General features: G+C 72.3%; 18 protein-coding genes. 6 read left to right on the plus strand and 12 right to left on the minus strand.

The window, feature by feature from the left end; translation table 11 throughout:
• Positions 1-54: 54 nt before the first annotated feature.
• From ACZ5GT_RS03760 to ACZ5GT_RS03770, 3 genes are read left to right on the plus strand one after another with little or no spacing between them, the layout of a single operon-like run.
• Positions 55-570: a PadR family transcriptional regulator gene (locus ACZ5GT_RS03760; protein WP_469013802.1), complete on the plus strand. Its 516-nt coding sequence runs from the start codon at positions 55-57 to the stop codon at positions 568-570.
• Positions 567-1316 (plus strand): ABC transporter ATP-binding protein, encoded by a 750-nt coding sequence (locus ACZ5GT_RS03765; RefSeq protein WP_469013804.1) that lies wholly within the window; start codon positions 567-569, stop codon positions 1314-1316. Before ACZ5GT_RS03760 ends, ACZ5GT_RS03765 begins: the two co-directional genes overlap by 4 nt.
• A 40-nt stretch (positions 1317-1356) precedes the next feature.
• The gene (locus ACZ5GT_RS03770; RefSeq protein ID WP_469013806.1) at positions 1357-3636 is read left to right on the plus strand and encodes an ABC transporter permease; all 2280 of its coding nucleotides are present in this window, start codon (positions 1357-1359) and stop codon (positions 3634-3636) included.
• Between the two features lie 99 nt (positions 3637-3735).
• Here ACZ5GT_RS03770 and ACZ5GT_RS03775 read toward each other — a convergent pair whose 3' ends face one another.
• The 7 genes from ACZ5GT_RS03775 to gap all read right to left on the minus strand — a co-directional run bounded on the left by ACZ5GT_RS03775 (position 3736) and on the right by gap (position 10866).
• The gene (locus ACZ5GT_RS03775; protein ID WP_469013808.1) at positions 3736-4602 is read right to left on the minus strand and encodes a hypothetical protein; all 867 of its coding nucleotides are present in this window, start codon (positions 4600-4602) and stop codon (positions 3736-3738) included.
• A gap of 123 nt (positions 4603-4725) precedes the next feature.
• On the minus strand, positions 4726-6381 hold the full coding sequence (gene pgi, locus ACZ5GT_RS03780) for a glucose-6-phosphate isomerase (protein ID WP_469013811.1): 1656 nt from the start codon (positions 6379-6381) through the stop codon (positions 4726-4728).
• A gap of 330 nt (positions 6382-6711) precedes the next feature.
• Positions 6712-7047 carry an RNA polymerase-binding protein RbpA gene (locus ACZ5GT_RS03785; RefSeq protein ID WP_006349936.1) on the minus strand — a complete coding sequence of 112 codons (336 nt, stop codon included), beginning with the start codon at positions 7045-7047 and terminating at the stop codon, positions 6712-6714.
• Between the two features lie 228 nt (positions 7048-7275).
• Positions 7276-7506, minus strand: a complete 231-nt coding sequence (secG, locus tag ACZ5GT_RS03790; protein ID WP_469014167.1) for a preprotein translocase subunit SecG — start codon at positions 7504-7506, stop codon at positions 7276-7278.
• 168 nt (positions 7507-7674) lie between these two features.
• Positions 7675-8451, minus strand: coding sequence for a triose-phosphate isomerase (gene tpiA / locus ACZ5GT_RS03795; RefSeq protein WP_469013816.1), 777 nt, complete (start codon positions 8449-8451; stop codon positions 7675-7677).
• A 6-nt stretch (positions 8452-8457) separates the two neighbouring features.
• Positions 8458-9669 carry a phosphoglycerate kinase gene (locus ACZ5GT_RS03800; RefSeq protein ID WP_469013818.1) on the minus strand — a complete coding sequence of 404 codons (1212 nt, stop codon included), beginning with the start codon at positions 9667-9669 and terminating at the stop codon, positions 8458-8460.
• 189 nt (positions 9670-9858) lie between these two features.
• Entirely contained in the window at positions 9859-10866 is a 1008-nt protein-coding gene (gene gap, locus ACZ5GT_RS03805; protein WP_360744534.1) for a type I glyceraldehyde-3-phosphate dehydrogenase, read from the minus strand.
• 455 nt (positions 10867-11321) lie between these two features.
• Here gap and ACZ5GT_RS03810 point away from each other — a divergent pair, with 455 nt between their 5' ends.
• Positions 11322-12602, plus strand: a complete 1281-nt coding sequence (locus ACZ5GT_RS03810; RefSeq protein WP_469013821.1) for an MFS transporter — start codon at positions 11322-11324, stop codon at positions 12600-12602.
• A 235-nt stretch (positions 12603-12837) separates the two neighbouring features.
• Here ACZ5GT_RS03810 and whiA read toward each other — a convergent pair whose 3' ends face one another.
• Genes whiA through uvrC form a run of 4 tightly spaced genes read right to left on the minus strand, consistent with a single transcriptional unit; the run spans position 12838 to position 17946 of the window.
• Positions 12838-13827, minus strand: coding sequence for a DNA-binding protein WhiA (gene whiA, locus ACZ5GT_RS03815; protein WP_469013823.1), 990 nt, complete (start codon positions 13825-13827; stop codon positions 12838-12840).
• Positions 13818-14909 (minus strand): gluconeogenesis factor YvcK family protein, encoded by a 1092-nt coding sequence (locus ACZ5GT_RS03820; protein ID WP_469013824.1) that lies wholly within the window; start codon positions 14907-14909, stop codon positions 13818-13820. The genes whiA and ACZ5GT_RS03820 overlap by 10 nt, the downstream gene beginning before the upstream one ends.
• Entirely contained in the window at positions 14906-15862 is a 957-nt protein-coding gene (gene rapZ / locus ACZ5GT_RS03825; protein WP_469013826.1) for an RNase adapter RapZ, read from the minus strand. Before rapZ ends, ACZ5GT_RS03820 begins: the two co-directional genes overlap by 4 nt.
• Positions 15859-17946: an excinuclease ABC subunit UvrC gene (uvrC, locus tag ACZ5GT_RS03830; RefSeq protein WP_469013827.1), complete on the minus strand. Its 2088-nt coding sequence runs from the start codon at positions 17944-17946 to the stop codon at positions 15859-15861. Before uvrC ends, rapZ begins: the two co-directional genes overlap by 4 nt.
• A 378-nt stretch (positions 17947-18324) precedes the next feature.
• Here uvrC and ACZ5GT_RS03835 point away from each other — a divergent pair, with 378 nt between their 5' ends.
• Positions 18325-19281 (plus strand): hypothetical protein, encoded by a 957-nt coding sequence (locus ACZ5GT_RS03835; RefSeq protein WP_469013831.1) that lies wholly within the window; start codon positions 18325-18327, stop codon positions 19279-19281.
• Positions 19282-19419: 138 nt separating this feature from the next.
• On the opposite strand, the gene ACZ5GT_RS03840 is transcribed toward ACZ5GT_RS03835, so the two are convergent.
• Positions 19420-19845 carry a Rieske (2Fe-2S) protein gene (locus ACZ5GT_RS03840; RefSeq protein ID WP_469013835.1) on the minus strand — a complete coding sequence of 142 codons (426 nt, stop codon included), beginning with the start codon at positions 19843-19845 and terminating at the stop codon, positions 19420-19422.
• A 249-nt stretch (positions 19846-20094) separates the two neighbouring features.
• Between ACZ5GT_RS03840 and ACZ5GT_RS03845 the strand changes: the two genes are divergently transcribed.
• The gene (locus ACZ5GT_RS03845; protein ID WP_469013839.1) at positions 20095-21006 is read left to right on the plus strand and encodes a carbohydrate kinase family protein; all 912 of its coding nucleotides are present in this window, start codon (positions 20095-20097) and stop codon (positions 21004-21006) included.
• Positions 21007-21194 lie beyond the last annotated feature (188 nt).

A 21194-nucleotide genomic window follows, 5' to 3' on the forward strand; every position in this document is an offset into this window, starting at 1 on the left:
TATGCGCGATACTAGAGCCTGGCCCACATTCACCAGGACAGGAGGACAGCACACGTGCGCCTGCACCTCCTGGCACTCCTGGCGCGTGGTCCGGCCCATGGTTACGAGCTCAAGCAGGGCCTTGAGCAGCTGCTGGGCTCCGCGTACCCTCAGCCGAACGTCGGCCAGATCTACGTCACCCTCGGCCGCCTCGAGAAGCAGGGACTGATCGAGGGCGAGGACGTCGAGCAGTCGAGCCGGCCCAACAAGAAGGTCTACCACCTCACCGACACCGGGCGGGAAGCGCTGCGCGCCTGGTTCGAGGAGCCCGAGGACGAGCCGCGGGTGCGGGACGAGTTCTTCATGAAGCTGGCGCTCGCCCCGCGGACCGGACTCGCCGACCAGGTCGCCCTGATCAACAAGCAGCGGCGCCAGTACCTGAACACCATGCGCAAGCTGTCGAAACTGGCCGCCGCGGAAGACCGGGACAACCGCATCGCCCACCTGCTGATCGAGGGCGCGATGCTGCACCTGCAGGCCGACCTCGACTGGCTGGAGCGGTGCCAGGAGGAGCTGGAGGAGCTGGAATGAACGACAGTCCCGCTCCCGTGCTGCGCGCCGAGGGGCTGGTGAAGACGCATCACGGCGAGGGCGCGCCCGCGCACGCGGTGCGCGGGGTCGACCTGTGCGTGCGCCGGGGCGAGTTCGTGGCGGTCACCGGCCCGTCCGGTGCGGGCAAGTCCACGCTGCTGCACCTGCTCGGCGGACTCCAGCGGCCTGACCGCGGCAGCATCTGGCTGAACGGCGAATGCACGGACGCCTACAGCGAGGCGCGCTGGGCCGTGGAGCGCCGAAGGCGCATCGGGATCGTCTTCCAGTTCTTCAACCTGGTCTCCGGCCTGTCGGTCGCCGACAACGTGGAACTGCCGGCCCTGCTGGCCGGCGTCCCGCCGAAGCAGGCGCGCGCCGCGCGGGAGGAACTGCTGGCCGAACTGGGACTCGCCGGCAAGGAGCGCAGCATGCCGGGCGAGCTGTCCGGCGGTGAGCAGCAGCGGGTCGCGCTGGCCCGGGCGCTCGTCAACCGTCCGCCGCTGCTGCTCGCCGACGAGCCCGCCGGCAGCCTGGACAGCAAGGGCACCCGCGAAGTGACGCGGCTGCTGTCCCGCTTCCACCAGCGCGGCCAGACGATCGTGCTGGTCACCCACGACGCCCGGCTGGCGAGCGCCGCGGACCGCGTGATCAGCTTCTTCGACGGGCGGATAGCCGACGACGCCGAACTGGACGGGACACCCGCCCGCGGCACCGGCATCTCCGGCGTGCTGGAGCTCGGGGACTGACATGCGTGCCGACGACGACCGGCGAAGGGGCTGACACCGCGTGCGAGCCACACTGCGCTGGGCGCACTCCGATCTGCGCACGCACCGCGGCGAGGCGCTGTTCCTCGTCCTCGCCACCGCCGGGATCGTGGCGTCCCTGCTGCTGGCCACGGCCCTGTTCGGGTACGCCACCAACCCCTGGCAGCGCGTCTTCACACAGGCGCGCGGCGCGCACGTGTGGATCCACACCGGTAAGTCCGCCGCGCTGCGCGAACTGGCCCGCCTGGACGGCGTCGAGTCCGTCGCCGGCCCGTACACCACCGAGTCCGCCACCCTCGCCTCGCGCGGCGCCCGCGCCTCCGTCGAACTGCGCGCCACCCCGGCACGCCCCGCCGTCGGGCGCCCCCTGCTCGTCTCCGGAAGCTGGCTGCGGCCCGCCCAGCCCGACGGCGTGGTCCTGGAGACACGCCTCGCCCGTGCCCTGCTGGCCGGCCCCGGCGACACCCTCACCCTGCCCGGCACCGCGCGGACGCTGACCGTGCTGGGGGTGGCCGACAGCGCCGAGCCGCGCTACCGGCCGGGTGAGCAGCCCGGCCTCGTCTGGGCGCCGCCCTCCGCCGTGCGCGCCCCGGCCGGCCAGGTCATCGGGCTGCGCCTGACCGACCCCGGCGACACGGACTACGCCGTCCAACGCGCCGTCACCGTCCTCGGCGCCGGCGCCATCGGCGAGGTGTCCACCTGGCAGCAGGCACGCGCCGAGGCGCAGGGCGACAGCCGGCTGCTGGGACAGGTGCTGGCGCTGTTCGGCCTGGGCGCGCTGGTCGCCGCCGGGCTCGCCGTGCACGGGGCGATCGCCACCCGCATCCGCGGCCACCTGCGGGACATCTCGGTGCTCAAGGCGATCGGCTTCACTCCGGGCCAGGTGGTCCGCGTCTTCCTGCTCCAGCACGTCGCATACGCCCTCCTCGGCGCGGCGGCCGCGGCCGCGCTCACCCAGGCTCTGGGCAGCCGGGTCCCCGGGCGGCTCGGGGACGCGGTGGGCGTGTGGCAGGGGCTGACGGGACACACCGCCCTGCTGTTCGCGGTGCCGGCGGGCGCGGTGCTGTTCATCGGCGCGACCACCGGGCTCGCGGCGTGGCGGGCGGGGCGGGTGCCGCCGGTCCCGGTGCCCCGGCCCGCCGCGGCAGGCGGGCGGCTGTCGGGCGCGGCCCGCCGGGCGCTCGGGCTGCGGCTGCCGCCGGCGCTGGTCCTGGGCTGGCACAAGGCGTTCACGCGCCGTCCGCGCTCGCTGGCGACGGTGGCCCGCCTCGCGCTGCCGCTGCTGCTGATCGTGGTGGCGATGAGCGCGTGGACCACCATCGACCGCATCCACGGCAGCCCGGAACGGATCGGCCTCGCCGCCGCGCTCACCGTCCACGCGGACGCGGGGCTCGGGGACCGGGACGCCCGCGCCCTGCTGGACCGTGATCCACAGGTCGCCGCCGCCTACCCGGGCGTGGAAGTGGCCGCCCTGGTCCCGGGCCAGACCGCGACGATCGCCCTGCGCGGCCTCGGCACCCGCCGGGAGCCGTACCCGTTCGCCCTGGCCGAGGGCCGCGCCGCGCGCGGCGACGACGAGGCGGTCGCCGGGCAGGGGCTGCTCGACCTGCTGGACGTCCACGTCGGCGACTGGGTGCGGATGACCGTGGGCGACCAGCCGCAGATCCTGCACATCGTCGGCCGCAGCATCGAACCGGAGAACGCCGGCCGGGTCATCTCCACCTCGCTCGACACCCTCCGCGAGAACGACCCCCGTCTCGCGCCCTCCCTGTACCAGGTACGGCTGCGCCCCGGCGCCGACCCGCGCGAGGTCGCCGGCCGCCTCAGCGCCGCCGGGCACGGGCACCTGGAGGTGCACGCCGTGACCAACCCGGCCGACGGTCTGTCGGCGCTGCGCGGGGTCGTCGTCGGTCTGATCGCCGTGCTGGCCCTGATCGGCCTGATCGAGCTGCTGACCGCGATCGGCGGCACCGTGCGGGAGGGTGAGCGCGACCTGCTGGCGCTCAAGGCGATCGGTCTGTCACCGCGTCAGATCACCGCCGTCACCGTGACGGCCACGGGCTGCACCGCCCTGGCCGCCGTCGTCGCCGGTACGCTCCTCGGCACGCCGCTGGCGCACTGGCTGATCGACCGGCAGGGCCGGTCGAGCGGCATCGGCGCCGGTATCGCGCAGATGCCGTCGCCGATGCTGCTGATGCTGTTCGGTACCGGAGCCGTGCTGGGCGCGGTCGCGCTCGCCGCGCTGCCGGCCTCACGCGCGGCCCGGCGGCGGCTGGCGGACACGCTCGCCGCGGTGGCCTGAGCCGAGGCCCGGCCGCGCGGCCCGCCGCGCCGGTCAACCGCCGTGCGGACGCCGCGGGTCTTGCGGTCAACCGCCGTGCGGACGCCGCGGGTCTTGCGGTCAACCGCCGTGCGGACGCCGCGGGTCGTACGGCGGGCCGGGGGCGTACGGGTTCCCCTGGCGCGGCATCCGGCCGCCGGGCGCGTACGGCGGCCGCGGGGACATGGGCGGTCGTGGGGGCAGCGGGGGCAGGGTCGCCGGGTGGGCGGTGAGCCGGATGCCGTACCGCTGCCGCAGCCGGCGCAGCTCCAGCAGGGAGATGGCGGTGACCGTCACGGGGGCGCCCAGGACGAAGACGACGCCCAGGGTGAGGCTCATGCCGTGCAGGTCGCCGGTGAGCAGGTCCGGGACGGCCATCAGCCAGGTCGTCACGGTCGCCAGCAGCGGCGGCAGGCAGCGGTGCACGGCGGCGGTGCCGAAGAAGTTGCCGGTGAGCCGGACCGCCCCCGCCATGACGAAGATCGCCGCCCACAGCGCGGCGAGGGACAGCAGCAGCTTCGCGAGGATCCCGAACGCGTCGCCCAGCCGGAACAGCAGCAGCGTCAGCAGGACCGAGCCGACGAACAGCAGCAGCAGTTTCAGCGAGTTGACCAGCGGCACCCGCAGTTGCCCCAGCGAGCCGGTGCGCCGCCAGACGAAGAGCATCACGCCGACGGTCAGGGGCGTGAGGAAGAACAGGACGGCGGAGGCGGTCGCCGCGTTGTCCAGCATCTCCTCGAGGGCGAAGCCGCCTTGGACGTAGGTGTAGACGCCGAGGGCGGCGACCGCTCCGGCGATCACCCGCACCCGTTTGAGGCGCTCCACCGTCGGGTCGAGCGCCTCCGGTATCCAGGTCGGATGGAACACCGCGCGCGCCACGCCGTGGGGCTTCAGGAACGACCGGGCGGTCAGCGTACCTCCGGTCCAACTCCCCTGCGTTCGGCTCACGTTGCACTCCCCCGGGCGGCCGTCGTGGTGATCGCCCGGGAGTCTACGGGAACCGGACGCGGGCCCGCCGCCCACTCACCGGCGCTGCCGACACCGGTGTCGGCAGCGCCCGCGCGGCCACGGTCAACCGCGCCCGCGCAGTCGCCGGTACGTGGCGACCAGTGCCCTGCTGGACGCGTCGAGGCCCGGCACCTCGGCGCCCTCGGTGAGCGCGGGTTCGACGCGCTTGGCCAGCACCTTGCCCAGTTCGACGCCCCACTGATCGAAGGAGTCGATGTGCCACACGGCGCCCTGGACGAACACCTTGTGCTCGTAGAGGGCGATGAGCTGGCCGAGCACGGACGGGGTGAGTTCCCGCGCCAGGATGGTGGTCGTCGGGTGGTCGCCCCGGAACGTCTTGTGCGCGACCAGGTCCTCCGGGACGCCCTCCGCGCGGACCTCGTCCGGGGTCTTGCCGAAGGCGAGGGCCTGCGTCTGTGCGAAGAAGTTCGCCATCAGCAGGTCGTGCTGCCCCTTCAGCTCGTCGCCGAGCTCGGCGACCGGCTCGGCGAAGCCGATGAAGTCGGCCGGGATCAGCTTGGTGCCCTGGTGGATCAACTGGTAGTAGGCGTGCTGCCCGTTGGTGCCCGGCGTGCCCCACACGACCGGCCCGGTCTGCCAGTCGACCCGCTGCCCGTCGCGGTCGACGGACTTGCCGTTGGACTCCATGTCCAACTGCTGCAGGTAGGCGGTGAACTTCGACAGGTAGTGGCTGTAGGGCAGCACGGCGTGCGACTGGGCGCCCAGGAAGTTGCCGTACCAGATGCCCAACAGGCCGAGCAGCAGCGGAACGTTGGACTCGGCGGGCGCGGTGCGGAAGTGCTCGTCGACGATGCGGAAGCCGTCGAGCATCTCCCGGAAGCGGTCCGGGCCGATGGCGATCATCAGGGACAGGCCGATGGCCGAGTCGTAGGAGTAGCGGCCGCCGACCCAGTCCCAGAACTCGAACATGTTGTCCGGGTCGATACCGAAGCCGGTGACCTTCTCGGCGTTCGTCGACAGGGCGACGAAGTGCCGGGCGACCGCCTTCTCGTCGCCGCCGAGCCCCGCGAGCAGCCAGGACCGGGCCGAGGTGGCGTTGGTGATGGTCTCGATGGTGGTGAACGTCTTGGACGCGACGATGAACAGCGTCTCCGCCGGGTCCAGGTCGCGGACGGCCTCGTGCAGGTCGGCGCCGTCCACGTTCGACACGAACCGGAACGTCAACTCCCGTGCCGTGTAGGCGCGCAGGGCCTCGTAGGCCATCGTCGGGCCCAGGTCGGAGCCGCCGATGCCGATGTTGACGACGTTGCGGATGCGCCGGCCGGTGTGGCCGGTCCACTCGCCGGAGCGGACGCGCTCCGCGAAGCCGGCCATCCGGTCGAGGACTTCGTGGACCTTGGGCACCACGTTCTCACCGTCGACCTCGATCACCGCGTCGCGCGGGGCGCGCAGCGCGGTGTGCAGCACCGCCCGGTCCTCGGTGACGTTGATCTTCTCGCCGCGGAACATCGCGTCGCGCAGGCCGAACACGTCGGTGGCGGCGGCCAGCTCCCGCAGCAGCCGCAGCGTCTCGTCGGTGACCAGGTGCTTGGAGTAGTCGACGTACAGGTCACCGACCTCGAGCGCGTAGCCGGTGCCGCGGCCGGGGTCGGCGGCGAACAGGTCGCGCAACCGTGCCTCGCCGAGTTCCTGGCGGTGCCTCGTCAGCGCGGTCCACTCGGGCGTCTGGTTGAGCCTGGTACGGCCGTGTGCGTTCATGTCCGACTTCAGCCTTCTTTCCTGCCTGCTCCGGGCTGTTCCAACCTAGTTGATCAGCCGATGAGGTGAGCCGCCGTCGCGTCGTCGTGCGGCGCAACAACAGGTACGTCCGGCTTGAGCGCAGGTGTCAGCGAAATGACGAACAGGGCGAAGAAGACGGCCGCCCGGCGGGCGGCGGCAGGGCACGGCCCCCTGGGGGCACGGCGGAGCCGAGGGCGCGGCGGAGCCGGGAGCACGGCGGTGCTCCGCGGTACGGGTGCGCACGCATCCCCGCGGGCACGGCGGACCCCGTGCGGCCAGGCACCCGGGCGCCCGGCCGGCTCACAACTGTCAGATCTCGCCGCGCAGTTTGGCGAGCGCCTCGGCAAGGATCGCCTCGCCGTCCGCGTCGCTGCGCCGCTCCCGGACGTAGGCGAGGTGGGTCTTGTAGGGTTCGGTGCGCGGCGGGTCCGGCGGGTTGTCCTGGTCCTGTCCGGCCGGAAAGCCGCAGCGCGGGCAGTCCCAGGTGTCGGGTACCTGCGCGTCGCTGGCGAAGCTCGGCTGCGTCTCGTGCCCGTTGGAGCACCAGAAGGAGATGCGCAGCCGCGGCGCGGACTCGCCACGCTCGGCCTCGCCCATCGGCCCCGCCCCGACCCGGCTTCCTCGGATCGCGTTGCCACTTGCCACGGTCGTAACTCCCTGCGTGATGGTGCCGCGAAGCGAGTCGGCGTTCCGCTTCGCTGCGAGCGCCTCAGTCTACGTAAGGCCCAACGCGCGTCCAGTGATTGGAGTTACCGCCCCACACCCAGACGCAAGCCCCATGATAGGCCGCGCTCAGGTGCGCGTACCGAACATGGGGCCTTACGTGCGAAATGTGCTGCGGTATGCCTGCGTGGTGAACCGCGTCAGCCTTGATCAGCTGTTGGTCTTCATCAGGATGCCCAGCACGATGATGCACGCGAACCACAGCAGACCGATCACCAGGGTGATGCGGTCGAGGTTGCGCTCGGCGACCGAGGAGCCGCCGACGGACGACTGCATGCCGCCACCGAACATGTCGGAGAGGCCGCCGCCCTTTCCCTTGTGCATCAGCACCAGCAGCATCAGCAGCAGGCTGAAGACGATCAGGGCGATCGAGAACCCCAAAACCACGGCTGGACCAACTTCCTCGGATTCGGATGGACGACGGGGGCACAGCGCCATGGCTGTGCCCCCGCAAGGGTACGACGGATCGCCGCTACCGCATACTCCCAGCTCGTGTCACTGGTCGATCGTCGGTCGAGCACCGGTGACTCGCCGGTCGCTACCGACCGCTCACTGGTCGCGGAAGCGCACGATCTTGACGAACTCGTCGGCGTCCAGCGAGGCGCCCCCGACCAGGGCGCCGTCGATGTCGGCCTGCGCCATGATCTCGGCGACGTTGCCGGCCTTGACGGAGCCGCCGTACTGGATGCGGACCTTGTCGGCCAGCTCCTGCGTGTACAGCTCGGCGATCTTCCCGCGGATGGCGGCGCAGACCTCCTGGGCGTCCCCGGCGCCGCAGACCTTGCCGGTGCCGATGGCCCAGACGGGCTCGTAGGCGATCACGACGGTCTCGGCCTGCTCGGCCGGCACGTCCTTCAGGCCGCCCTCGACCTGCGCGAGCGTGTGCGTGACGTGGTCGCCCGCCTCGCGGACATCCAGTTCCTCGCCGACGCACAGGATCGGGGTCAGGCCGTGCTTGAACGCCGCCTTGACCTTGGCGTTCACCACCTCGTCGGTCTCGTCGTGGTACTGGCGGCGCTCGGAGTGGCCAACGGCCACGTACGTGCACTTCAGCTTGGCCAGCATCGGGCCCGAGATCTCGCCGGTGTAGGCGCCCGAGTCGTGTGCCGAGAGGTCCTGAGCGCCGTACTTGATCCGGAGCTTGTCGCCGTCGACCAGCGTCTGCACGGAGCGCAGGTCGGTGAAGGGCGGCAGGACGGCGACCTCGACGGCCTCGTAGTCCTTGTCGGCCAGGGCGAAGGCGAGCTTCTGGACGTGCGCGATGGCCTCGAGGTGGTTGAGGTTCATCTTCCAGTTGCCCGCCATCAGCGGCGTGCGCGTACTCATTGTGGTTCAGTCCTCCAGTGCGGCGAGGCCGGGGAGCGTCTTGCCCTCGAGGTATTCGAGGGAGGCGCCGCCGCCGGTCGAGATGTGGCCGAATGCGTCCTCGTCGAAGCCCAGCAGGCGGACGGCGGCGGCGGAGTCGCCGCCGCCGACGACCGTGAAGGCCTTCGAGTCGATGAGGGCCTGGGCGACCGCCTTGGTGCCCTCGGCGTAGTCGGGGTGCTCGAAGACGCCCATGGGGCCGTTCCAGAAGACGGTGGCGGCGTCGGCGAGCTTCGAGGCGTACAGGTTGCCGGTCTCCGGACCGATGTCGAGGCCCTGCTGGTCGGCCGGGATGGCGTCAGCGGCGACGGTGGCGGGGTTGGTGGGCGCCTTGGTCTTCAGGTCCGGGAACCCGGTGGAGACCAGCGCGTCGACGGGGAGGACCAGCTCGACGCCGGTCTTCTCGGCCCGCTCGATGTATTCGCGCACGGCCGGGACCTGGTCCTCCTGCAGGAGGGACTTGCCGATCTCGTAGCCCTTGGCCTTGAGGAAGGTGTAGGCCATGCCGCCGCCGATGAGGATGCGGTCGGCCTTGCCGAGCAGCTGGTCGATGACGGCGAGCTTGTCGGAGACCTTGGCGCCGCCGAGCGCGACGACGTAGGGACGGTGGACGTCCTCGGTGAGCTTCTTCAGCACGGCGACCTCGTTGGCGATGAGGTAGCCGGCGGCGTGCGGCAGGCGGGCCGGGAGGTCGAAGACCGAGGCGTGCTTGCGGTGCACCGCGCCGAAGCCGTCGCCGACGTAGAGGTCGGCGAGTTCGGCGAGCTGGTCGGCGAAGGCGCCGCGCTCGGCGTCGTCCTTGGAGGTCTCGCCGGCGTTGAAGCGGAGGTTCTCGATGACGGCGACCTGGCCGTCGGCGAGGCCCGCGACCGTCGACCGGGCGGACTCGCCGACCGTGTCGGTCGCGAACTCGACGCTGGCGCCGAGGAGTTCACCGAGGCGCGCGGCGGCCGGGCCGAGCGAGTAGGCCGGGTCCGGGGCGCCCTTGGGACGGCCGAGGTGCGAGGCGACGACCACGCGGGCGCCGGCCTCGGCGAGGGCCTTGACGGTGGGCAGGACGGCGCGGATGCGGCCGTCGTCGGTGATCGTGGTGCCGTCCAGCGGCACGTTGAGGTCGGCGCGGACGAAGACCCGCTTGCCGCCGACGCCTTCGGAGAGAAGTTCGTCGATCGTCTTCATGTGAGGACTCCTAGAGGGGGCTCGGGAAGCTCGGACGCCCGGGAGGGCTGCTCATGTCCGTGAGGCTGGCTGTCCGCGTGGCGCGGCCGCGAGGGCCGACCGGGCCACAGCCACGCGACACAGGGCTCGGACAGCGCGGCGATGCGCTGCCCGAGCCCTGTTCTCACATCGAGGTGCCTGCTGGGGTGATCAGAGCTGGTCGCCGACGAAGACCGTGAGGTCGACGAGGCGGTTGGAGTAGCCCCACTCGTTGTCGTACCAGCCGATGACCTTCACGTTCTTGCCCTCCTGAACCATCGTCAGGGAGGAGTCGAAGGTGCAGGACGCGGGGGCGTTGACGATGTCGGAGGAGACGATCGGGTCCTCGGTGTACTCGAGGATGCCCTTCAGCTCTCCTTCGGAGGCCTTGAGGAAGGCGGCGTTGACCTCTTCCTTGGTGACCTCGCGGCTGAGTTCGATGACGAGGTCGGTGACCGAGCCGGTGGGGACCGGGACGCGCATGGCCATACCGTCCAGCTTGCCCTTGAGCTGCGGCAGCACCAGGGCGGTGGCCTTGGCGGCACCGGTGGTGGTCGGGATGATGTTCTCCGCGGCGGCGCGGGCGCGGCGCAGGTCGCGGTGCGGGAAGTCCAGGATGCGCTGGTCGTTGGTGTACGCGTGCACCGTCGTCATCAGGCCCTTGACGATGCCGAAGTTCTCGTCGAGGACCTTCGCCATCGGGGCCACGCAGTTGGTGGTGCAGGAGGCGTTGGAGATGACGTGGTGGTTCGCCGGGTCGTACTTGTCCTGGTTGACGCCCATCACGATGGTGATGTCCTCCTCCTTGGCCGGAGCCGAGATGAGGACCTTCTTCGCGCCGCCGGCGATGTGCTTCTCGGCGTCGGCCTTCTTCGTGAAGATGCCGGTCGACTCGATGACGATGTCGACGCCCAGCTCGCCCCACGGGATGTCGGCGGGGTCGCGCTCGGAGAGCACCTTGATGGTCTTGCCGTCCACGGTGATGGTGTCGGCGGTGTGGGAGACCTCCTGCTTGAGGCGGCCCAGGATGGTGTCGTACTTCAGGAGGTGTGCGGTGGTCGCGGTGTCACCCAGGTCGTTGACAGCCACGATCTCGATGTCTGCACCCTGCTCCAGCAGCGCGCGGAAGTAGTTACGACCGATGCGGCCAAAGCCGTTGATGCCTACGCGGATCGTCACGAACCGATCTCCTCGTTGGTACGCCGGCACGTGCCGGCGAGCTGTATGGGATGTCCCCGACCACCCCCGACCCTACCTCCCCGAGGGCTTCCGGGTGACATCGAGTTGCCCCATACCCGGCACGTCGCGACGTACCCGTCAGTAGAGGTACGGACCGCCCGGCCGGGCCGGTCCGGCCTGCGCGGGAACCGCCGGTGACGGGCTCGTGAACCGCCTCTCGGCAACGGGATCACGGGGCGTTTTCCGGTCAACCTCCCGAGACCCTGATGACTTTCGCCGGCCGTTCGTCGACGATCTCCATCGGTCGCGGGCGGTCGCGGGCGGTCGCGGGCGGTCGCGGGCACGGACGGTCAGCCATGAACGCGAGGTTCGGCTCGCACGCCGGAGCCACCGCCGCCGAAGGCTCCGGAACACCGAGGGGGGAAGGGGGCCGTCGAGGTCCTCATGACGATGTCGTGAGCACGTACTCCGTGGCGTCGACGAACTTCCGACGCTTCTGGTTCGGGCAGACGCTCTCCCAGTTCGGGACCCGGATCGGCACGCTCGGGCTGTCCGTGACGGCCGTCGGGCTGCTCGACGCGAACACCCGGCAGGTGGGTGTGCTGGCCGCGGCGTCCACCGTCTGCTACCTCGTGATCGGCCTGCCCGCGGGCGCCTGGGTGGACCGGATGCTCAAGCGCCGGACGATGATGGGGGCGGCTCTGACACGCTGCCTGACCGTCCTCGTGGTCCCGGTCCTCTGGCTCACCGGGGACCTGCGCATCGAGGTGCTCTACGCCGTCGCCGTCGTCGTGGGCGTGGTGAGCGTCTTCTTCGACGTCGCCTACCAGTCGTACGTTCCCGTCCTGGTGCCGGAGGACGACATAGGGGCCGCCAACGCCCGGCTCGAGGCCACGGCGCAGGTGGCCACACTGGGCGGGCCCGCGCTGGCCGGGCTGCTCATGCGGGTCGTCAGCGCACCGGTAGTGATGCTCGTCGACGCGCTCGCCTACCTGGTCAGCTTCCTGTCCCTCAGCGTGACGAAGGACGGTGAGCGCGGGCCGGCACCGAAGGAGGCCGGGGCCCGCGGGCATCTCATCGCCGACATCGGGGAGGGGCTGCGGTTCGTCCGGGACCAGCCCGTCGTCCGGCGGCTGGCGGTCTCCATGGGGGTGTCCAACTTCTTCGCCACCCTCGTGTCCACCCTGGTCCCCGTCCTGGTCATGCGCACCATCGGCTTCGACTCGTTCGTGCTCGGGCTCATCATGACCTGCGGGGCCGCGGGGGGCGTGGTGGGCGCCCTGCTCGCGCCGCGGGTCAGACGGCGTTTCAGCGCCGGTGCCGTGATGTCGTGCGGCCTGCTCATGGCGGCCCTCTTCACCGTCGCCAACCCGGTGGCGGCAGCCGTCTCACCGCACGGCAAAGTCTTCGCCGGGGCGGTCCTGCTGGTCGGGGAGTTCGGTATGACCGTGGGTGCGCTGCTGTTCAACGTGACCCAGGTCAGCCTGCGGCAGGCGCTGTGTCCCACGCGTCTCCTGGGCCGGATGAACGCCTCCGTCCGCTTCATCGTCTGGGGGAGCATGCCGCCGGCGGCCCTGGTGGCCGGGTGGCTCGGCTCGGCGATCGGCGTGGTCGGCACGCTGTGGGTCGGCGTGGTGGGCAGCGTGGCGACGGTGCTGCCGATCCTCACCGTCGACCGGGTCATGGCCACCGCCTCCGACGCCCCTGAGACGCGGGAGCCGGATGCGGTGCGGTGACCCCCGCGAGAGTGCCGGGAACCGGTGAGCGCGTGCCGGCGCGGGCGTTCCGACGCCGACGGCGAGCGGGTCTCTCGGGGGGCGGGCCGCTCGGGCGGGAACCGGCGCCAGGCCCGCGCGCAGCGGGGACGGGCAGGTCGGGCGCGGGTAACGGGCACCGGCAGGTCGGGCAGGCGCAACGGGCACCGGCAGGGCAGGCGCGCAGCGAGCACCGGCAGAGCGGGCGCGGGTGTGGTCAGCCCACGAGGTTTTCGGCCATCTCCTCGGTGAGGCTCGACTCCGTGCCCGGGACGCCGAGGTCGGAGGCGCGCTTGTCGGCCATCGCCAGCAGGCGGCGGATGCGGCCGGCCACGGCGTCCTTGGTCAGCGGCGGGTCGGCGAGGGCGCCCAGTTCCTCCAGGGAGGCCTGCTTGTGCTCCATGCGCAGCCGGCCGGCGGCGGCGAGGTGCTCGGGGACGTCGTCGCCGAGGATCTCCAGGGCGCGGGCCACCCGGGCGCCGGCCGCGACGGCCGCGCGGGCGGAGCGGCGCAGGTTGGCGTCGTCGAAGTTGGCGAGCCGGTTGGCGGTGGCGCGCACCTCGCGGCGCATCCGGCGCTCTTCCCAGGCCAGCACCGACTCGTGGGCGCCGAGCCGGGTCAACAGGGCGCCGATGGCATCACCGTCACGGACGACGACCCGGTCGACACCGCGCACCTCGCGGGCCTTCGCGGCGATCGACAGCCGGCGGGCGGCGCCCACCAGGGCGAGCGCGGCCTCGGGGCCCGGGCAGGTCACCTCCAGGGAGGAGGAACGGCCGGGCTCGGTGAGCGAGCCGTGCGCCAGGAAGGCTCCGCGCCAGGCGGCCTCGGCGTCGCAGGTGGCGCCGGACACCACCTGCGGGGGCAGGCCGCGGATCGGGCGGCCACGGCCGTCGACCAGGCCGGTCTGCCGGGCCAGCTGGTCGCCGCCGGCGACGACCCGGACGACGTAGCGCGAACCGCGGCGCAGTCCGCCCGGCGCCATCACGATCAGCTCGGAGGTGTGGCCGAAGATCTCCAGGATGTCCCGCTTGAGACGGCGGGCCGCCATGGCGGTGTCCAGCTCCGCTTCGATCACGATGCGCCCGCTCACCAGGTGGAGGCCGCCGGCGAACCGCAGGACGGCCGAGACCTCCGCCTTCCTGCAGCAGGTCCGGGTGACGGGGAGCCGGGAGATCTCATCCTTCACCGCTGCCGTCATCGCCATGGGCCGATCCTTCCATGCATCCGAAAAATACGGTCGTACGCGGCGGCGAGGAGCTCCGGGTCATGTCTTGGAGTCCCGTCCGTCCGGGCCACCGGCGCCAGCTCGACCGCGGCCCCCAGCCGCTCGGCGGCCTCGACGAGTACGTCGCGGTCGGGCACGGCGGCCTCGTCGGCCAGCACCACGTCCAGGGCGAGTTTAGGGGCGTGTCGTCCCAAAACCTCCAAATGACGCTGCGGGGAGAAGCCTTCGGTTTCTCCGGGCTGCGGCACCAGGTTCAGTGAGAGTACCCGGCGTGCCTTGGTCTGGGTGAGCGCGTCCAGCAGCTCGGGGACGAGCAGGTGCGGGATGACGGACGAGAACCAGGAACCGGGGCCGAGCACCACCCAGTCCGCGTCCAGCACCGCCTCCACGGCCTCCGGGACGGCGGGCGGGTCGTTCGGTACGAGGTGCACGGACTGCACCTCGCCGCGGGTGAGGGCGACGGTCGCCTGACCGCGTACGGTCTCGACCTGGTCCGGCCGGTCCGGGTCGTGGCCCTTGACCAGCGCCTGCAGCTCCAGCGGTACGGCGGACATGGGCAGCACGCGCCCGTGCGCACCGAGCAGTCTGCCGACCAGGTCCAGCGCCTGGACGTGGTCGCCGAGCTGTTCCCACAGGGCGACGATCAGCAGGTTGCCGACCGCGTGGTCGTGCAGGTCGCCCTGGGAGTGGAAGCGGTGCTGGATGACCCGGGCCCAGGTCTGGCCCCAGTCGTCGTCGCCGCACAGCGCGGCCAGCGCCTTGCGCAGGTCGCCGGGCGGCAGTACGCCCAGCTCGTCGCGCAGGCGCCCGCTGGAGCCGCCGTCGTCGGCCACGGTGACGACCGCGGTGAGGTCGCCGGTGATCCGGCGCAGCGCGGCGAGCGAGGCGGACAGGCCCATACCGCCGCCGAGAGCGACCACCTTGGGCTGTGCGCCGCGGCGGCGGTGCCGGGCGCCGCGGGCCTCGACCAGCCGGCCGCCACGGGCCTCGACCAGCCGGCCGCCGCGCCCCTCGGGCACGGCCCTGCGCAGCCTGCTCAGCCGCAGAGAGCGTTGCGTCATTCCCGTCCCATGTCCCGGTGCACGACCACCGTCTCCACACCCTCGGCCGCGAGACGCGCGGCGAGCTTCTCCGACGTGGCGACCGAGCGGTGCTTGCCGCCGGTGCAGCCGATGGCGATGGTCACGTAGCGCTTGCCCTCGCGGCGGTACCCGGCCGCGATCAGCCGCAGCAGCTCGGCGTAGCGGTCGAGGAACTCCTTCGCGCCGGGCTGGTTGAAGACGTACGCGGCGACCTCCTCGTTGAGGCCGGTGAAGGGGCGCAGCTCCGGGACCCAGTGCGGGTTGGGCAGGAAGCGCATGTCCGCGACCAGGTCGGCGTCGACCGGAAGGCCGTACTTGAAGCCGAAGGACATCACGGTGGCCCGCAGCTCGGGCTCCTCCTCGCCGGCGAACTGGGCGTCCATCTTGGCGCGCAGCTCGTGCACGTTGAGGCTGGAGGTGTCGATGACCAGGTCGGCGTCGCCGCGCAGTTCGCGCAGCAGCTCGCGCTCGGCGGCGATGCCGTCGACGATGCGTCCGTCGCCCTGGAGCGGGTGCGGGCGGCGCACCGACTCGAAGCGGCGCACCAGTGCCTCGTCGGAGGACTCCAGGAAGACGATCCGCCGGGTGACGTGTCTGGCCTCAAGGTCCGCGAGCGACTCGCGGAGGTTGTCGAAGAAGCGCCGGCCGCGGACGTCGACGACGACCGCGATGCGTGCCACGTTGCCCTGGGAGCGGGCGCCGAGCTCCACCATGGTGGGGATCAGCGCGGGCGGCAGGTTGTCCACGACGAACCAGCCGAGGTCCTCCAGGCACTTGGCCGCCGTCGACCGCCCGGCTCCGGACATGCCGGAGATGATCACCAGCTCGGGGATCGCGGCGTCGGGGACCCCGGCCGCCTCGATGGTCGTGCCCGTACTCACCTGTGCTCCGTCTCCGGTCCGGTCTTGTCGTCCGTGCTCGTTCTCGTTCATGTCTCCTGCCCCCGTCGCTCGTCGGGTGCCCCCGTCGTCACGGGTTCCCCGGAACCCATGGTGCCGGGTTCCTCCTCCATGATCTCTCCGGTCGCCGTGTTCACGGCGGGTGCGGCCGGAGCGGTCTGGGCGAGGGCCACGGCGATGGTCTCGGCCGTCTTGCGGCCTATGCCCGGCACCTCGCAGATCTGGTCGATGGTGGCCGAGCGCAGCTTCTTCAGCGAACCGAAGTGTTTCAGCAGCGCCTGCCTGCGGGTGTCACCGAGGCCCGGCACGTCGTCCAGCGGGCTCGCGCGGAACCGCTTGGCGCGCTTGGTGCGCTGGTAGGTGATGGCGAACCGGTGGGCCTCGTCGCGGACGCGCTGCAGCAGGTAGAGGCCCTCGCTGGTGCGTGGCAGGACCACCGGGTCGTCCTGGTCCGGCAGCCAGACCTCCTCCAGGCGCTTGGCGAGGCCGCACACGGCCACGTCGTCGATGCCGAGCTCGTCGAGAGCCTTCTTGGCGGCGGCGACCTGTGGCTGCCCGCCGTCGACCACGACCAGTTGGGGCGGGTAGGCGAACTTCCTGGGGCGGCCGTCGTCCTCGGTGAGGCCGTTGCCGGGACCGCTGCCGGAGCCGTTGCTGTCGCCGTTGCCGGGGCCGTCCGCGTCCGGGTTCTCGCCGTCCGCCCACTCGCCCGTCCGCTCCTTCTCGGCGAGGTAGCGCCGGAAGCGGCGGCTGATCACCTCGTGCATGGAGCGGACGTCGTCCTGCCCCTCGAAGCCCTTGATCTGGAAGCGGCGGTACTCGCTCTTGCGCTGCAGGCCGTCCTCGAAGACGACCATGGAGGCCACCACGTCGTCGCCCTGGAGGTGCGAGATGTCGTAGCACTCGATCCTCAGGGGGGCGCTGTCCAGGTCGAGGGCTTCGGCGATCTCCTCCAGGGCGCGCGAGCGGGTGGTGAGGTCGGAGGCGCGCCTGGTCTTGTGCAGCACGAGCGCCTGCTGGGCGTTGCGCTCCACGGTCTCCATCAGGGCCCTCTTGTCGCCGCGCTGCGGGATGCGCAGCGAGACGCCCGAGCCGCGCCGCCCGGCGAGCCACTCCTGGACGGGTTCCACCGGGTCGGGCAGGGCGGGGACCAGGACCTCCTTGGGGACCGCGTCGCCGCTCTCCTCGCCGTAGAGCTGCTGCAGGGCGTGTTCGACGAGGGCGCCGGTGGTGATCTCCTCGACCTTGTCGGTCACCCAGCCGCGCTGGCCGCGCACGCGTCCGCCACGCACGTGGAAGATCTGGACGGCCGCCTCCAGCTCGTCCTCCGCGACGGCGATCAGGTCGGCGTCGGTCGCGTCGGCGAGCACGACGGCGTTCTTCTCCATGGCCTTCTTCAGGGCCTCGATGTCGTCGCGCAGGCGGGCCGCCCGCTCGTACTCCATCTCCTCGGCCGCCTCCCGCATCCGCTGCTCCAGGCGGCGGAGGTAGGTGCCGGTGCGGCCGGCCATGAAGTCGCTGAATTCCTCGGCCAGTTCGCGGTGCTCCTCGGCGGAGACCCGGCCCACGCAGGGCGCGGAGCACTTGCCGATGTAGCCGAGCAGGCAGGGCCGGCCGGTGCGGGCGGCGTTCTTGAAGACGCCGGCCGAGCAGGTGCGGACCGGGAAGACGCGCAGCAGGAGGTCGACGGTGTCGCGGATCGCCCACGCGTGCGAGTACGGGCCGAAGTACCGCACGCCCTTCTTCTTGTGACCGCGCATCACCTGCACGCGCGGGTACTCCTCGTTCATCGTCACCGCGAGGTACGGGTAGCTCTTGTCGTCGCGGTACTTGACGTTGAACCGGGGGTCGAACTCCTTGATCCAGGAGTACTCCAGCTGCAGCGCCTCGACCTCGGTGGACACCACCGTCCACTCCACCGACGCGGCCGTGGTGACCATCGACCGGGTGCGCGGGTGCAGGTTCGCCAGGTCCTGGAAGTAGTTCGCCAGGCGCTGGCGCAGGCTCTTCGCCTTTCCGACGTAGATCACCCGGCGGTGCTCGTCGCGGAACCTGTACACCCCGGGAGAGTCCGGGATCTGTCCCGGACGGGGGCGGTAGCTGGAGGGGTCGGCCATGTCTCACACCCTACTGGCGTGGGGTGACAGCGCGGCGAGCCTGTGGACAACGCCGGGGGACCCCGGGGGACCGTCTTCCGCGCTGTCGCGGGAGGGCCGTTCTCCGGTCGTCCCGGCCCGGGAGCGGGGCCGTTCCCGAAGGTCCCAGGACAGGGACGGGCCGCTGTCCCCCGGCGCCCGGTCGCGTCTCGGCCAGGAGTACGACGCCGTCCGGCTCCAGGTGTTGTCGGGACTTGGCCGACACGCTTCAATGCGGGGGAATCCGGGGCCGTGAACCAGGGCCTACGGATGTGAAGACGCCCGGACGCGGACGGATGCCCCGCGGCGGCGCGAACCGGTCTGACCAGCCGAAGCGAGCTTTCACAGAAAGGCCCCTGCATGCCGCACGCCACACAGCACGCGGACATCGCCGCCGTCGCCACCGCGGAACTGGCCACGGCCCTGCGGGGCGGCCCCTTCCACGTCGCGCTGCGCGCCGCGATCGCCGCCCGTGGACTGCCGCTGCAACGGGTGCAGCACCATCTGTCGCGGTACGGGGTCAAGGTCGGCGTGACGAGCCTGAGTTACTGGCAGCAGGGCGCCCGGCGCCCGCAGCGGCCCGAGTCCCTGCGCGCGGTACGGGCACTGGAGGAGATCCTGCAGCTGCCGGAGGAGTCCCTGATCAGGCTGCTCTCACCCGAGGGGGACGGGCCTTCCGGACAGCGGCCCGACGGCCGCTCCTACCGCTCCCCGGCGGAGGCGTCGGGCGTCCTGGACCGACTGCTGGCCGAGCTGGGCCTGCCCCCCGACGGCGGACTGCACACCCTCGGCCACCACGAGCGGATACGGGTCGGGGCGCGCCGTGAACTGGCGGGACGCGAGTCGCACCACATAGTGCGCGCCCACCGGGACGGCGTCGACCGGTTCGTGGCCGTGCACCACGGCGATCCCGGGTGCGTGCCGGAGCGCATGGGCGTGCGGGCGCTGGAGAACTGCCGCACCGGACGGGTGCGGACGCACGCGGAGACCGGCGTGCTCGTGGCGGAGCTGCTCTTCGACACGCGGCTGCGGGCCGGGGACACCTTCCTCTTCCGGTACGGCGTCGAGGACGGCACCGCGGGGGTGTCGCGCGAGTACGTCCGCGTCTTCGGGCCGGCCGGCGGGCAGTACGCCCTCCAGGTGCGTTTCGACGAGCGGGCGCTGCCGGTGCGCTGCCACCGCTTCGCGCAGCACTCGGCCGCGGCGCCCCGCAGCGGCCGCCAGGACCTCGCCCTCAGCGGCCGGCACCACTCGGTCCACCTCGTGGAGCCGCGGGTGCGGACGGGACTCGTGGGGATCGGCTGGGAGTGGGAGTGAGCCGCCCCCGGTCCGGTGACTCCGGCGGCCGATGAGGCGCGCGGCGACTCAGACCTGCGGCGGCTCAGGCCTGCGGCGGATGAAGCGTGCGGAGGCGTGCGGCGGATGAGGCGTGCGGCGGATGAGGCGTGCGGCGGCTCAGGCCTGCGGACCGGCGACGATCCTGCCCTTCTCGGCCCGCACCGGCAGCTCGTCGAGCGGCGCACCGGCCGGGGAGCGCAGCACCTTGCCGGTGGTGGCGTCGAACTCGCTGCCGTGGCACGGGCAGATCAGCTTCGTCCCCTGCAGCGTGCTGATCGCACACCGCGCGTGCGTGCAGATCGTGCTGTACGCCTTCAGCGAGCCGTCCGCGGCCCGGCTGACCACGACGTTGTGGTCCTGGTACAGCTTGGCGCTCCCCTCGGCGATCTCGCTCTCGGCGCCGAGGTCGACGGGCGCGGTCGGCACGGCGGAGGTGGTGGTGCCGCCGGCCAGGGAGCACGCGGTGAGGCCGAGCCCCGCCACGGGAGCGACGGCGGCTCCCCGCAGGACGGTACGACGGCTCGGGGAGGGACGGCCGGGCATGAGCATCTCCACTGATGAGGGGCTGTGCAAACCGCACGATACCGGGGCGCCGCGCCGGGCTCGGCGGCGGGCCCGGGCCGGGCGTGGCCGTCTTGACCGGACGCCTGAGCGCTTGTGCGAGCGTTCACACGTCCCTTCGGATGGGATACGCGGCCGCCCGACGGCCGTCTTCCCGGCGGCCCGCCGGGAGCGCGGCCCGCACAGCGCAGCGGTCGTCCGAACCACGCAGTCCGAGGAAGGAACCGTCTCGTGATCGTCGTCGCCGGTGAGGCTCTGATCGACCTGGTACCGCAGGGCACGGGTGCCCTCGCCGCCCTGCGGCCGGTGCCCGGCGGCGGGCCGTACAACACCGCCGTGGCCCTCGGCCGGCTCGGCTCCCCCACGGCCTTCTGCTCCCGTACCTCCTACGACTCCTTCGGCGAGGCGCTGCTCGACGGGCTGCGGGCGGCGGGCGTGGACGTCTCCGTCGTGCAGCGCGGCCCGGAACCGACCACCCTCGCGGCCGCCACGATCGACGAGCACGGCTCCGCCGCCTACTCCTTCTACGTCGAGGGCACCGCCGACCGGCTGTTCGCGACGCCCCCGGCGCTCCCGGCCGGGACGCGGGCCGTGTCCTTCGGCACCTGTTCGCTGGTCCTGGAGCCGGGCGCGAGCGCCTACGAGGAGCTGATGCGGAGCGCGGCCGCTCAGGGGGTGTTCACCACGCTCGACCCCAACATCCGGGCCGGGCTGATCCCGGACGCGGACGCCTACCGTGCCCGTTTCCTGCGCTGGCTGCCCTCGGTGTCGCTGCTCAAACTGTCCGAGGAGGACGCCCGGTGGCTCGGCGGCTCCCCGCGCGAGTGGCTGGCCGCGGGTCCCGCGGCCGTCGTGATCACCCGTGGCGGCGACGGCCTGACCGCCTTCGTCCGGGACGGCGGCGAGTACTCGGTGCCGGGTGAGGAGGTCGACGTCGTGGACACCATCGGCGCCGGCGACACGGTGAACGCGGCCCTGCTGCACGGGCTGTCCGCCCGGGACGCCCTGTCCGGGCGGGCCCTGGCGGGTCTGGGGGCGGACGACTGGGAGCGGCTGCTGCGGTTCGCGGCGCGCGCGGCGGCGGTGACCTGCTCCCGGGCGGGCGCCGAGCCGCCGTACGCGGGGGAAGTGAACGAGGCGTAGCGGCGCGGGCGGACCCGCCGGGCGCGGGCCAGGCGTAGCGGCCGGGCCGCCGACGACGCGCGGCGCCCCACGGACGGGTTGTCTGCGTCCGTGGGGCGCCGCGGCTGTTCGGTTTTCACGTCAGTCAGTCCTGACGTCCGCCGGTCGGTCCTGACGTCCGCCCGTCTGACGTTCGCCGGTCCTGACGG

The organism is Streptomyces sp. NPDC031340 (assembly GCF_055569945.1).

What these genes read in the sequence shown, in the direction of transcription:
- ACZ5GT_RS03765 (WP_469013804.1), top strand. Translation starts at nt 567, where the DNA reads ATGAACGACAGTCCCGCTCCCGTGCTGCGCGCCGAGGGGCTGGTGAAG.
- pgi (WP_469013811.1), bottom strand. Translation starts at nt 6,381, where the DNA reads ATGAACGCACACGGCCGTACCAGGCTCAACCAGACGCCCGAGTGGACC.
- tpiA (WP_469013816.1), bottom strand. Translation starts at nt 8,451, where the DNA reads ATGAGTACGCGCACGCCGCTGATGGCGGGCAACTGGAAGATGAACCTC.
- ACZ5GT_RS03800 (WP_469013818.1), bottom strand. Translation starts at nt 9,669, where the DNA reads ATGAAGACGATCGACGAACTTCTCTCCGAAGGCGTCGGCGGCAAGCGG.
- whiA (WP_469013823.1), bottom strand. Translation starts at nt 13,827, where the DNA reads ATGGCGATGACGGCAGCGGTGAAGGATGAGATCTCCCGGCTCCCCGTC.
- ACZ5GT_RS03820 (WP_469013824.1), bottom strand. Translation starts at nt 14,909, where the DNA reads ATGACGCAACGCTCTCTGCGGCTGAGCAGGCTGCGCAGGGCCGTGCCC.
- rapZ (WP_469013826.1), bottom strand. Translation starts at nt 15,862, where the DNA reads ATGAACGAGAACGAGCACGGACGACAAGACCGGACCGGAGACGGAGCA.
- uvrC (WP_469013827.1), bottom strand. Translation starts at nt 17,946, where the DNA reads ATGGCCGACCCCTCCAGCTACCGCCCCCGTCCGGGACAGATCCCGGAC.
- ACZ5GT_RS03835 (WP_469013831.1), top strand. Translation starts at nt 18,325, where the DNA reads ATGCCGCACGCCACACAGCACGCGGACATCGCCGCCGTCGCCACCGCG.
- ACZ5GT_RS03840 (WP_469013835.1), bottom strand. Translation starts at nt 19,845, where the DNA reads ATGCCCGGCCGTCCCTCCCCGAGCCGTCGTACCGTCCTGCGGGGAGCC.